This is a genomic window from Streptomyces sp. NPDC015144 (genome assembly GCF_043079735.1).
In the GTDB taxonomy this organism is placed as follows: domain Bacteria; phylum Actinomycetota; class Actinomycetes; order Streptomycetales; family Streptomycetaceae; genus Streptomyces.
In genome coordinates this window covers 120,039-132,155 of the sequence record NZ_JBIBUU010000014.1, presented here as the reverse complement: position 1 = coordinate 132,155, position 12,117 = coordinate 120,039, and the positions used below count along the sequence as shown (strand labels likewise).

Here is a 12,117-nt window from a genome sequence, read left to right as displayed (position 1 = left end):
GGCTACTCGCCCCTCCTCGTACCCGGCACCACGACGGCCCCGACGCTCCTGCCCGCCTCCGCGTCCGCCTCGCCGAGCTCCACGGCCACCCGCCGCAGTTTCGGCTCCAGGCTGCCGCACTCGTCGCGGACCCGGCCGAGGCGCTCGTCCCACGAGGTGAGAACGGTGCCGAGCGTCCGCCGGCAGGACAGCCCGGCCAGGCCGTCCGCCGTGCCGTCGTGGGCCCCTCGCAGATCGGTCCTGGCCGTGATCGTGCGGGTCTGGAGTTCGTCGGCGGTGGCGGCCGCCTTCGTCCACGGGCCACGCGTGTGCCGCAGCGTTCCGCCGCCGCCGTCGCCGCCTCCGGGCGGATCCGTGCGCCGTGCGGCGGCCTCCGACTTCAGCCGCTCCCACTCGTCCCATGCCATAAGGGCCCTCCCCCGTTCGCGCCGTCACTACCGTACGTTACGGAACAGGTGCGCCGCGTCGCGACGGGTTCGGGCGGATGGGCGGTTCAGGCCCTCGGGGCGACCTTGGAGAGGCCGTTGATGATGCGGTCCATCGCGTCGCCGCCGGTGGGGTCGGTGAGGTTGGCGAGCATCTTGAGGGTGAACTTCATCAGGAGGGGGTGCGTGAGCCCGCGCTGGGTGGCGATCTTCATCACCTTCGGGTTGCCGATCAGCTTCACGAAGGCGCGGCCCATCGTGTAGTAGCCGCCGTAGGTCTCCTTGAGGACCTTCGGGTAGTTGTTCAGCGCCAGTTCTCGCTGGGCGGGGGTGGAGCGGGCGTGCGCCTGGACGATGACGTCGGCGGCGATCTGGCCCGACTCCATGGCGTACGCGATGCCTTCGCCGTTGAACGGGTTGACCATGCCGCCCGCGTCGCCGACGAGCAGCAGGCCCCGGGTGTAGTGCGGCTGGCGGTTGAAGGCCATCGGGAGGGCGGCGCCGCGGATCGGCTGCGTCATGTTCTCCGGGGTGTAGCCCCAGTCCTCCGGCATCGAGGCGCACCACGCCTTGAGGACCTCGCGCCAGTCCAGCTCCTTGAACGCGGAGGAGGAGTTGAGGATGCCGAGGCCGACGTTGGACGTGCCGTCGCCCATCGGGAAGATCCAGCCGTAACCGGGCAGCAGGCGGTCCTGGGGGCCGCGGCGGTCCCACAGCTCCAGCCAGGACTCCAGGTAGTCGTCGTCGTGGCGGGGCGAGGTGAAGTACGTACGCACGGCCACGCCCATCGGGCGGTCCTCGCGGCGGTGCAGGCCCATGGCGAGGGACAGCCGGGTGGAGTTGCCGTCGGCGGCGACGACGAGCGGGGCGTGGAAGGTGACCGGGGTCTTCTCCTCGCCGAGCTTGGCGTGGACGCCGGTGATGCGGCCGGTGCGGTCGTCGACGACGGGGGCGCCGACGTTGCAGCGCTCGTACAGCCGGGCGCCCGCCTTCTGCGCCTGGCGGGCCAGCTGCTCGTCGAAGTCGTCGCGCTTGCGGACCAGTCCGTAGTTCGGGTACGCGGCGAGGTCGGGCCAGTCCAGTTCGAGGCGGACGCCGCCGCCGATGATGCGCAGGCCCCGGTTGCGCAGCCAGCCGGCTTCCTCGGAGATGTCGATGCCCATCGACACGAGCTGCTTGGTGGCGCGCGGGGTGAGGCCGTCGCCGCAGACCTTCTCGCGGGGGAAGGCCGTCTTCTCCAGGAGGAGGACGTCCAGCCCGGCCTTGGCGAGGTAGTAGGCCGTGGTGGAGCCGGCCGGGCCCGCACCGACGACGATCACATCCGCGCTGTGCTCGGAGAGGAGCTGCTCGGTCACGGTCGGATCTCCCGAAGACTCGAAATCGCGTGCCGCGCGGCACCTGTCCCATGCAGTCTAGGGGGGTTGGCTGATCGACTTTCCGAAGGGCTCCCCGATGTCGACCGTGCTTCCCGGCGCTCCCGCCCTGCAACTGCGTGTCCCGACCGACGAGGACGCGCTGGCCTGGCACCGTGCCTTCGACGACCCCGAGGTGATGAAGTTCTTCGGCGGTGTGCCGGAGGAGATCTCGCTGTACGAGGAGTTGACGGCCCGGCAGCGCCGCTTCGACGCCGAACTCGGCTACTGCCTGTGGACGGTCCTGGGCGAGGACGGGGAGGTCGCCGGGTTCGCCGGTGCCCAGCCCTGGCCCCGGGACTTCGGCCCGGTCGGCGAGATCGAGATCGGCTGGCGGCTGGCCCGCTCCGCCTGGGGCCGGGGGTACGCCACCGCCGCGGCCCGCCTCACGCTGGAGCGGCTGCGGGCGGCCGGGGTGGAGCGGGTGGTGGCGGTGATCGACGTGGCCAACGAGCGGTCGATCGCGGTGGCCCGGCGCCTGGGCATGGAGCGGGCGGAGACCTTCCCGACGGCGCGGCCGGGCCAGGAAGCGGTCTGCTACCGGCTGACGTTGACGGACCGGGCGGAGGCTTAGACGTTCACGGCGTCAGCCGACTTCGCCCGACCTTCGTACGAAGCCGTCCTACGGCCTTCGCCCGGCTCTCGTACAGCCTTCCGGACTTCGCTTCGGTGACGGGTAGGCGGGTGGCGGGAGCCGGAGCGGGCCTGTGTCCGCGACGGTCGGTGGAGCCCGTGCTGCTCCACCGACCCGTCCTTCCGGCCGTCCGGTTCCGCGCGGCGGAAGCCGCCGGACCGGTGTCTCAGGGGCGTACGCCCCGGTGCAGGGCCACCACGCCGCCGGTGAGGTTGCGCCAGGCGACCTTCGACCAGCCGGCCCGCTGGAGCGCGGCCGCGAGCCCCGGCTGGTCGGGCCAGGCGCGGATGGACTCGGCGAGGTAGACGTACGCGTCCGGGTTCGACGACACGGCGCGCGCGACCGGCGGCAGCGCCCGCATCAGGTACTCGGTGTAGACGGTGCGGAACGGCGCCCAGGTCGGCTGCGAGAACTCGCAGATCACCACCCGTCCGCCCGGCCTGGTCACCCGGTACAGCTCGCGCAGCGCCGCCTCGGTGTCCTGGACGTTGCGCAGCCCGAAGGAGATCGTCACCGCGTCGAAGGTCTCGTCGCGGAACGGCAGCCGGGTCGCGTCGCCCGCCGTGAACGGCAGCCAGGAGTTGCGCTTCTTGCCCTCCTGGAGCATGCCGAGGGAGAAGTCGCAGGGCACGACGTACGCGCCCGTCGCGGCGAAGGGCAGCGAGGAGGTGGCCGTGCCCGCGGCCAGGTCGAGGATCTTCTCCGCAGGGCGGGCGTGCACCGCCTTCGCGACCTCCTTGCGCCACAGCCTGGCCTGGCCGAGGGACAGCACGTCGTTGGTGAGGTCGTAGTTCGCCGCCACGCCGTCGAACATCTCGGCGACTTCGTGCGGCTGCTTGTCCAGGGAAGCTCGGGTCACCCACCCATTCAAGCAGCCCGCTCCCCGGCGCCCGGCCCCGGTGGTGGGTCCGGCCCGGACCGGTACCCGGGCGGACTGAACCGATCGCCCGCGCCGACGGTCAGTACAGGCAGGGGGGCGCGCCGCCGCCCGGAGCCGGGGGGAGCCCAGATGTCCGCACGAGGTGCACGCACGGGGGCCGGGCAGGGGCCGGGTGGACGTCGAGGACGGCTGCTGGGTGCCGCCGTGCCGGTCGCGGTGATCTGTGCCGCCGTCGTGCTGGGGCCCCGGTGGAACACGGACGCCGACGACCGGGCGGCGGCCTCCGGCGCGTCGGGCGCGTCCGCGTCGCCCACCTCGTCCGCGGGCCCGGCGGCCACCGGTACGTTCACCGTCGCCCGGGGCGGCCCGGACGGCTCCGGCGGGCGCGGGAGCAAGGCGTACCGGGTCGAGGTGGAGGACGGTTCGGGCGTGGACCCGGACGGGGCCGCCGCCGAGATCGCCGGGATCCTGGCCGCGCCCCGGGGCTGGGCGCACCACGGCGAGCACCGCTTCCACCGGGTCTCCTCGGGCCCGGCCGGGCTCGTCATCCGCATCGCCACCCCGGCGACCACCGACGCCGTCTGCGGGAAGAGCGGCCTCGACACCCACGGCGAGGTCAACTGCCGGGTCGGCACCGACGTCATGGTCAATCTGAAGCGCTGGCGGCAGGGTTCGCCCGAGTTCCACGGGCCGCTCGCCGAGTACCGGGCGCTGATCGTCAACCACGAGGTCGGCCACTGGCTGGGCCACGGCCACGAGACGTGCCCGGGCCCCGGACGCCCCGCCCCCGCGATGATGCAGCAGATCTACGGGCTGAAGGGGTGCGTCGCCAACGCCTGGCCGTACGGTGCCGACGGCCGGTACCTCGGCGGCCCCGCCGTTCCGTAGTCGGCGGCCCGGAGCCGGACGCGCCCGGGGTGTCAGCCCCGGCGGAAGACCAGCCGCCCGCCGAGCACCGTCGCCACACAGCTCCCGGCGCCCCCGGCGTACAGCGCGGCCAGGTCCGGTACGCCGAACACCGCCAGGTCGGCGGGGCCGCCCGCGGTGAGGCCCGACGCGAAGACCTCGTCCCCCGTACCGGCGGCCAGCGGGTCGAGGAGGGCCGGTGCGGCGGCCGGACCGGGCGGGTAGGTGCGCAGCCCCGAGCGGGCGACGGCGGTGCGCACGGCGGGGCGGGTGAACGGGCCGCGTACGGCGGTCGTGCCGTGCCGCAGCATCCGTTGCAGGCCGCGCCGGGCGCCGGCGCCCCAGCGGGTGTCGTCCATCCCGAGCGCGGCGAGGGCGGTGCCGGTGATCGGTTCGGTGCCGAGTTCACCGGCCTCGCGCGGGTCGGGGTGGTAGGCGGCCTCCAGCAGCGCCGGGGCGGCCGCGTTGAGCAGCCCCGGCGTGATCAGGCCGGACCACCGCCGGACCCGGGCCCCCGGGTGCGCGGCGGTCAGCTCCCGGAACGTGCCGACGGCCAGGACCGCGGAGCCCTCCACGACCACGGCGTCCGCGTCCGCCGGTACGTCGCCGCCCGGCCCGCCGTGCACCGCGTCGGCGGCGTGCACCGTCAGCACGGCCGCCGCCTCAGTTGGCGTCGAGGAGCTTCAGCTCCGGGTGGGCGGTGCCGCCCTCCAGCGCGGTGGAGGAGATGTGCGAGACCACCCGGTCGTCGACCGGGTCGTTGGCCGGGTCGTCGTGCACGACGAGGTGCTCGTACGTGGTGGCGCGCTGGGCCGGGACGCGGTCCGCCCGGCGGATCAGGTCGATGATCTCCAGCCGGTTGGAGCGGTGCTTCGCCCCGGCGGAGGAGACGACGTTCTCCTCCAGCATGATCGAGCCGAGGTCGTCGGCGCCGTAGTGCAGCGACAGCTGGCCGACCTCCTTGCCGGTGGTCAGCCAGGAGCCCTGGATGTGGGCGACGTTGTCCAGGAAGATCCGGGCGATGGCGATCATCCGCAGGTACTCGAAGAGCGTGGCCTGCGTCTGCCCCTTCAGCTTGTTGTTCTCCGGCTGGTACGTGTACGGGATGAAGGCGCGGAAGCCGCCGGTGCGGTCCTGCACGTCGCGGATCATCCGCAGGTGCTCGATGCGTTCGGCGTTGGTCTCGCCGGTGCCCATGAGCATGGTGGAGGTGGACTCGACACCGAGCCGGTGGGCGATCTCCATGATCTCCAGCCAGCGCTCGCCGGACTCCTTCAGCGGGGCGATCGCGGTGCGCGGCCGGGCGGGCAGCAGCTCGGCACCGGCACCGGCGAAGGAGTCGAGGCCGGCGGCGTGGATCCGCTGGACGGCCTCCTCGACGGAGACCTTGGAGATCCGGGCCATGTGCTCGACCTCGGAGGCGCCCAGCGAGTGGATCACCAGCTGCGGGAACGCCTTCTTGATCGCGGAGAAGTGCTTCTCGTAGTACTCGACGCCGTAGTCCGGGTGGTGTCCGCCCTGGAACATGATCTGCGTGCCGCCCAGCTCGACGGTCTCCGCGCAGCGGCGCAGGATGTCGTCCAGGTCGCGGGTCCAGCCCTTGGCGGTGTCCTTCGGCGCGGCGTAGAAGGCGCAGAACTTGCAGGCCGTGACGCACACGTTCGTGTAGTTGATGTTGCGCTCGATGATGTACGTCGCGATGTGCTCCGTACCGGCGTAGCGGCGGCGGCGCACGGCGTCGGCGGCCGCGCCCAGCGCGTGCAGCGGCGCCGAGCGGTAGAGGTCGAGCGCCTCCTCGGGGGTGATCCGGCCGCCCTCGGCGGCTCGGTCGAGGATGGGCTGGAGGTCGGCCTTCTCGGTCACCGGGCGTCACCTTTCGGCGGTTTTTGAGCGGATCCACGGACCGGGTCAGCGTACGCCAGCCGTCTTCGGGCTCAGTCGTCGGACCTGCTGAGCGTGGCGTACGGGAGTCCGGCGTCGCGTTCGTCGGACTGGAAGCGCAGGGTGCCGTCGGCGGCCCGGGTGAAGTGGACGTCGGTGGTGGTGGCGGTGCACAGGGCCGGGGTGCTGGGCCGGTCCGGGTCGACGCGCTCGCGGAGCTTCAGCTCCCGGGCGGTGCCGGAGGTGAGGCTGGCGACGCTGTTGCAGCGGACCGTGAGGCCGAGGCTGCTGATCTCGGTGGTCATGCGGACCACGTCCGTGCCCCGCTTCCCCGCGGTGAAGACGGCGGTGAGCGTGCCGTGCGCCTGGCCGGTGGTCTTCTCGGTGACCGGCCCCTTCCAGGTGCCGACGAACTCCTTCGGCAGCTCGTCGATCTCCTCCGGGCCCGCGGTCGCGGCGGGCGGGCTGGCGGCCTCCCCGCCGTGCCCGGCGTCGGAGTGGGTGGTGCCGCCCGGGAACAGGTCGAGGAGGAACGCGCCGCCCACGGTCACCGCCGCGAGCGCGCCCGCCACGGCGAGGGCGACGGTGCAGCTCACCCTCCGGCGCCGGTCCGGGCCCCCGTCCCCGTCCCGGTCCCGGCCCACCCCGGCGGTGAGGGCGCCGTGGACCTCACGTCTGCGCGGTCCGGGCAACCCGGACGCACCGCCGCGCGGCGCCGCGCGGAGGCTCCCCGACGTGCCGTAGCCGCTCGTCGTCCCGCCCGGCCCGCCGCCCGTGCCGGGCTCCGCCGGCCATGAGGGGAGCACGCCCGGGTGGGTCAGCCGGGTCGGGTCGTGGGTGGGGAACGGCCTGGCCGGCGAGCCGAACCCGCCGCCCACACCGCTGGTCCCGGTCGCCCCGCCCGCGTCGCCCTGCGTGGTGCCCGGCCCCCAGGCCGCGCCGCTGAACGGCACCGGACCCGACTGCTCCGGCGTGTCCTGCGGCTCCAGGTTCAGCAGCGCCACCGCGGTCCGGCTGACCTCGCGCTCCACCGGGCCGGGCAGCCAGCCCGCCGTCACCAGCGCGGCGGCCCCGTCCGGCGCCAGCCGCCGGGCCAGCTCCCGGGGCGTGGGCCGGTCCCCGGGCTCCTTCTCCAGGCACCCGGCGACGACCTCCAGCAGATCCCCGGTCAGCTCCCCCAGCTCCGGTTCCTCGTGCACCACCTTGTAGAGGAGCACCGCCGAGGAGTCGCCGAGGAAGGGGGCGCTGCCGGTCGCCGCGTACGCGAGTACCGCGCCGAGCGAGAAGACGTCGGCCGCGCCCGAGATGTCGGTGCCCCGGATCTGTTCCGGCGCCATGTAGCCGGGCGAGCCGACCGAGACCCCGGTCGAGGTGAGCGAGGCGGTGGCATCGAGCGCGCGGGCGATCCCGAAGTCGATCAGCCGGGGGCCGTCCACGGCCAGCATTACGTTGGACGGCTTCACGTCGCGGTGGATGACGCCCTGCTCGTGGACGGCGGCCAGCGCCTCGCCGAGCCCCGCCCCCAGGGTCCGTACCGCGCTCTCGGGCAGCGGACCGTGCTCCTGGATCGCGTCGGAGAGCGGCGGACCCGCCACGTAGCCGGTGGCGACCCACGGAATGGGCGCGTCCGGGTCCGCGTCCAGCACGGGGGCCGTCCACTGCGCGCCGATCCGCCGCGCCGCGTCCACCTCGCGCCGGAACCGGGCGCGGAACTGCTCGTCGAGCGCGAAATGCGGGTGCACGACCTTGACCGCGACGGTGCGTCCGCCCGCGCTGCGCCCCAGATAGACCCGTCCCATGCCGCCCGCACCGAGTCTGCCGAGCAATCGGTAGGAACCGACGGTCAGCGGTTCGCCGGCTTCCAGCGGCTGCATATGTGGACTCCCCTGCTGTACCGGCCCGACCTCCGACCGAAGCCTAGGGGGCGAAGGTCATCAGGTCCCAGGGGAAACCATCCGCCTATTTCGCCCCCAAGGGAACGAAGAACAACTTTCGGCACAACAAAAGGCGCGAATGAGTCGTTCATCCGAGCGATTCCGAGCCAGGGTCCGGACCTGGTCCAGACCCGTCCGGGAATCGGTTATTCATCGCTTATTCGTCCGAATCCAGGCGGACCGACGGAAGGAACACCGCGGAGCGCGGGGCGCGACGGAAGGAACACCGGACGACCGGGCGGACGGCAGAAGGAACGTCGGGGGAACGCCGGGGAGAACACCGGGAAGAACGCCCGGGAGAACGCCGGAAGGACGGCCCCGGATAAGCGGCCGGGAAAGTACGACATTCATCCATGCCGCGCCTTTGGGGCATGCCCCGGGCCCCTGCCCGGGGGCATGCCTCGGGGCCCCTGTCCCGGCCGGAACGGGACCGGCCCGGGCAGGGGCCCATGGCGGGGGTGTGCGGCGTGCGCTCCGCGCCGGGTCAGCCGCCGAGCAGCTCCACGGTCACATCGGCCGGGAAGCCGGTCGTGGGGCCGACCCGGCGGGCGAACTCCCGCACGCCCGCCAGCTGGTCCGGGCCGAAGCGGAAGTCCAGGGTGGTGAAGTACCGCTCCAGCACCTCGGAGTCGAACGCCTCCCAGCGCGCCGCCTGCTCCGCGACCTTGGTGACCTCCTCCAGCGAGAGGTCCCGCGAGGCCAGGAACGCCTCGTGCACCTTGGCCACCTGCTCGGGCTCGCGCGCCAGGAAGTCCTTGCGGGCCGCCCAGACCGCGAAGACGAACGGCAGCCCCGTCCAGTCCTTCCACATCTGGCCCAGGTCGTGGACCTGGAGGCCGAGCCGGGGCGCGTCGTGCAGATTGGCGCGCAGCGCGGCGTCGCCGATGAGCACCGCGGCGTCCGCCTCCTGCATCATCAGGCCGAGGTCCGGCGGGCAGGTGTAGTAGTCGGGGGTGACCCCGTACCGCTCGGCCAGCAGCAGCTGGGCCAGGCGCACGGAGGTCCGCGACGTCGAGCCGAGCGCCACCCGGGCCCGGTCCAGCTGGTCCAGCGGCACCTGCGACACGATCACGCACGACATGACGGGCCCGTCGCAGCCCACCGCGATGTCGGGGAAGGCGACCAGGTCGTCGGCGTTGCGCAGGAACTCGACCAGCGTGACGGGGCCGATGTCCAGATCGCCCTTGATCAGCTGCTCGCTGAGCTTCTCCGGGGTGTCCTTCGACAGCTCCAGGTCGAGCAGGGTTCCGGTCCGTGCCAGGCCCCAGTAGAGGGGAAGGCAGTTCAGGAACTGGATGTGGCCGACGCGCGGCCGGCTGCGGCGGTCGTCGCCTTCGACGGCCGAGACGGTTGAGACGGTTGAATTGTCCACATCGCGAGGCTAGACCTGTGACCCGAAACCGACGCCACCGGGGGCTCGGGACGCGCCCCGCACCACCCCCGAAGACGTTCCGGGACCGGCCGGAAGCCACCCGGAAGGGTCACTTCGTACGCCGAGAAGTAACCCGTGCGACACCCTCCCGTAGGCCCACTTCAAGTGGCGGGTGGAGGGGCCAATCAAACATCCGGGTGAAGTGATCTTTCCCTCTACCGTTCGATACACGCTGCGTGCTAGGCTCGACGCAAGTTGCAGTTTGGTTTCCCTTGCAGTACAGAGCCTGCGGAGCATGTAACCCGCAGGCTTTTGTAGTTTTCAGACTTCTATGCAGGTTCTGGAGCAGGGCAACCCTTTGGCCCAAGGAGGGCTTATGGCTACCGGAACCGTCAAGTGGTTCAACGCTGAAAAGGGCTTCGGCTTCATCGCCCAGGACGGCGGCGGCCCGGATGTCTTCGTCCACTACTCCGCGATCAACGCGTCCGGGTTCCGCTCCCTCGAGGAGAACCAGGTCGTGAACTTCGACGTCACTCAGGGACCCAAGGGTCCGCAGGCTGAGAACGTCACCCCGGCCTAGTTGCCCGGGTCGGCCGATCGCGGCCGGCTAGTAGTACCCAAGGAGCCCCGCTCCTCCGCTTCGGCGGGGAACGGGGCTCCTGCCTTTTCCCGCCCTGTTCCACCGCCCGCCCTCCCGCCTTCCCGGCGCATTTCTCCCGCCGTTCACGCGTCGGCCGGCCGGCGTTCCGTGCGCCTTTCTCCGCCCCCTTTCCGCCGCGTTCCTTTCTTCCGCCGCCGGGCGTGCGAGGGCGGTGCTTGACCTTGACACCGTGTGAAGCGGTCGACTCGGAGACGTCATGTTCACCATCGGAGACTTCGCCAGGTACGGGCGGGTATCGGCCCGGATGCTGCGTCATTACGACGCCATCGGGCTGCTGCACCCCGACCGCACCGACCCCGCCACCGGCTACCGCTTCTACGGAGCCGCCCAGCTCTCGCGCCTCAACCGCGTCATCGCTCTCAAGGATCTCGGCTTCACCCTTCAGCAGGTGCAGGCCATCCTCGACGAGCAGGTGGGGCCGGAGGAGCTGCGCGGGATGCTGCGGCTGCGCCGGGCCGAGTTGGAGGAGGCCATGCGGGCGGCGGCCGCACGGCTGGCGCAGGTCGAGGCGAGGCTCCGGTCGATCGAGAGCGAGGGACGCATGTCCACGAACGACGTCGTCGTCAAGCAGGTCCCGGCGGTACGGGTCGCCGAGTTGTCCGGCATCGCGGCGAGCTACGGGCCGGAGCACATCACGCCCGTGATCGGGCCGCTGTACGAGCGGCTGTTCCCGCTGCTCGGCGGCACGGGCGTCCGCCCGAGCGGTCCGGGGATCGCGTACTACGAGGACGCCCCGGAGGGCGGCGGCGCGGTCGTCGTCCACGCGGGGGTCACGGTGTCCGCCCCGGTGGGCCCGGTGGGCGACACCGGGATCACGGTGGTCGAGCTGCCCGCGATCGAGGCGGCGACCATCGTCCACCACGGCTCGATGGACGGCGTGCTGCCGACCTCCCAGGCCCTGGCCCACTGGATCGACGCGAACGGTTACCGGTCCCGGGGGTACAGCCGGGAGGTCAGCCTGGAGTGCCCCGAGGACCGGAGCCAGTGGGTGACGGAGCTCCAGGAGCCGATCACCGGGGCGTGACGCGGAGGGTCGGGGCGGCGGGCGCGCCGCTTTCCCTCCGCCCCGTACCGCCGGACCCGCCCTAAAGGGTGCCGGCCGGGGCGGGGACCGGAGCGCCGTCGGAGCTCCGGGCCTCGTCGCGGTCGTGCGCGACGAGGCTCAGGATCTCGTCGGCGAGCTGCTGCGGGTGGGCGGTCTCCAGGCGCGTGCTCAGGCCGATCCAGGTGGAGTAGTGGACGGATCCTCCCGGGCCCGCCACACCGTCCGACTTCTTGACGACCGACCACTCCGAGTCGCCGCGGTGGAAGGTGTACGTGTCGTGGTCGGCGACGATCGTGACGTCGCAACCGCACCCGAACCCCTCGTCGTCGTCCGGGTCGTACGCGCCGTCCTCGTGGCGGGTGTTCAGCGTCACGGCCCCGTCGTGCCGTGCGTCGAGCAGGGCCGCCACGGCGACCACGGTCCGGTGGACGTCGGCGGGCACCGGGGCCGAGCAGGGAGTCGCGTGCAGGGCGCGCACCGTGGTGGCGGCGTGCCGGGCGACCAGTCCGTGGACCGTCTCGGACGCCGACCGCAGCGCCTCCAGGGCGTCGTCCAGGTCCGCCGACGGTCCGGCCTCGCCGCGTTCGGCGATCCGGCCGGTGGCGAGGGCGAGTTCCCGGAGCGCGTCGGCGCCGTGCCGGAGCTGGACGAAGAGTGCCGAGGCGACCGTCGCGGCGTCCCGCGTGGTGTAGAGGGACCAGGGATCCGACAGGGCGCGGGCCGCGGCTCCGGCGGTCTCGGCGGCCGCGCAGGCCATCTCCGTCGATCCTTCGGGGTCGTGCACACCGTGCTCGACCATGTCGCGCACCTCCGTGACGAGGTCGCTGTACCGGTCGGCGGCTTGCTCGTACAGGGCGCTCCACGGAGCGTCGTCGGGGCCGGCTGTCGGGGGCTGGTGGTGGGGCATGCCCGGGATCCTGTCAGAGCCGACGCGGCGTCGGGCCGTCCCGGAACCGGGACCGGGGCA

The 12,117-nt window shown here is 72.7% G+C and carries 12 protein-coding genes; 4 read left to right on the top strand and 8 right to left on the bottom strand.

Going from position 1 to position 12,117, the window contains the following annotated elements:
- Nucleotides 1-2: 2 nt before the first annotated feature.
- On the bottom strand, nt 3-407 hold the full coding sequence (locus ACF08W_RS23560) for an amino acid ABC transporter permease (protein WP_392280432.1): 405 nt from the start codon (nt 405-407) through the stop codon (nt 3-5).
- Nucleotides 408-493: 86 nt separating this feature from the next.
- Complete coding sequence (locus ACF08W_RS23555; protein WP_352275991.1) at nt 494-1,780, bottom strand: geranylgeranyl reductase family protein; 1,287 nt, start codon at nt 1,778-1,780, stop codon at nt 494-496.
- 97 nt (nt 1,781-1,877) lie between these two features.
- On the opposite strand from ACF08W_RS23555, the gene ACF08W_RS23550 reads away from it, so the two are divergent.
- A complete protein-coding gene (locus tag ACF08W_RS23550) occupies nt 1,878-2,411 on the top strand; it encodes a GNAT family N-acetyltransferase (protein ID WP_385207940.1) in 534 nt (177 codons plus the stop codon).
- 226 nt (nt 2,412-2,637) lie between these two features.
- Here the strand turns inward: ACF08W_RS23550 and ACF08W_RS23545 are convergent, their stop codons facing one another.
- Nucleotides 2,638-3,330 carry a demethylmenaquinone methyltransferase gene (locus ACF08W_RS23545; protein ID WP_352275988.1) on the bottom strand — a complete coding sequence of 231 codons (693 nt, stop codon included), beginning with the start codon at nt 3,328-3,330 and terminating at the stop codon, nt 2,638-2,640.
- 150 nt (nt 3,331-3,480) lie between these two features.
- On the opposite strand from ACF08W_RS23545, the gene ACF08W_RS23540 reads away from it, so the two are divergent.
- Nucleotides 3,481-4,239: a DUF3152 domain-containing protein gene (locus tag ACF08W_RS23540; RefSeq protein ID WP_392280431.1), complete on the top strand. Its 759-nt coding sequence runs from the start codon at nt 3,481-3,483 to the stop codon at nt 4,237-4,239.
- Between the two features lie 32 nt (nt 4,240-4,271).
- On the opposite strand, the gene ACF08W_RS23535 is transcribed toward ACF08W_RS23540, so the two are convergent.
- The 4 genes from ACF08W_RS23535 to ACF08W_RS23520 form a co-directional block, all read right to left on the bottom strand.
- Nucleotides 4,272-4,910, bottom strand: coding sequence for a hypothetical protein (locus ACF08W_RS23535; protein WP_385207937.1), 639 nt, complete (start codon nt 4,908-4,910; stop codon nt 4,272-4,274).
- A gap of 10 nt (nt 4,911-4,920) precedes the next feature.
- Nucleotides 4,921-6,120, bottom strand: coding sequence for a cyclic dehypoxanthinyl futalosine synthase (mqnC, locus tag ACF08W_RS23530; protein WP_352275985.1), 1,200 nt, complete (start codon nt 6,118-6,120; stop codon nt 4,921-4,923).
- 71 nt (nt 6,121-6,191) lie between these two features.
- Nucleotides 6,192-8,012 (bottom strand): serine/threonine-protein kinase, encoded by a 1,821-nt coding sequence (locus ACF08W_RS23525; RefSeq protein WP_392280430.1) that lies wholly within the window; start codon nt 8,010-8,012, stop codon nt 6,192-6,194.
- Between the two features lie 544 nt (nt 8,013-8,556).
- Nucleotides 8,557-9,444 (bottom strand): menaquinone biosynthetic enzyme MqnA/MqnD family protein, encoded by an 888-nt coding sequence (locus ACF08W_RS23520; RefSeq protein WP_385207930.1) that lies wholly within the window; start codon nt 9,442-9,444, stop codon nt 8,557-8,559.
- Nucleotides 9,445-9,820: 376 nt separating this feature from the next.
- Here ACF08W_RS23520 and ACF08W_RS23515 point away from each other — a divergent pair, with 376 nt between their 5' ends.
- Nucleotides 9,821-10,024: a cold-shock protein gene (locus tag ACF08W_RS23515; protein ID WP_003967102.1), complete on the top strand. Its 204-nt coding sequence runs from the start codon at nt 9,821-9,823 to the stop codon at nt 10,022-10,024.
- A 277-nt stretch (nt 10,025-10,301) separates the two neighbouring features.
- Nucleotides 10,302-11,129 (top strand): MerR family transcriptional regulator, encoded by an 828-nt coding sequence (locus tag ACF08W_RS23510; RefSeq protein ID WP_392280429.1) that lies wholly within the window; start codon nt 10,302-10,304, stop codon nt 11,127-11,129.
- Nucleotides 11,130-11,190: 61 nt separating this feature from the next.
- Here the strand turns inward: ACF08W_RS23510 and ACF08W_RS23505 are convergent, their stop codons facing one another.
- A complete protein-coding gene (locus tag ACF08W_RS23505; RefSeq protein ID WP_392280428.1) occupies nt 11,191-12,057 on the bottom strand; it encodes a hypothetical protein in 867 nt (288 codons plus the stop codon).
- Nucleotides 12,058-12,117: the final 60 nt, after the last annotated feature.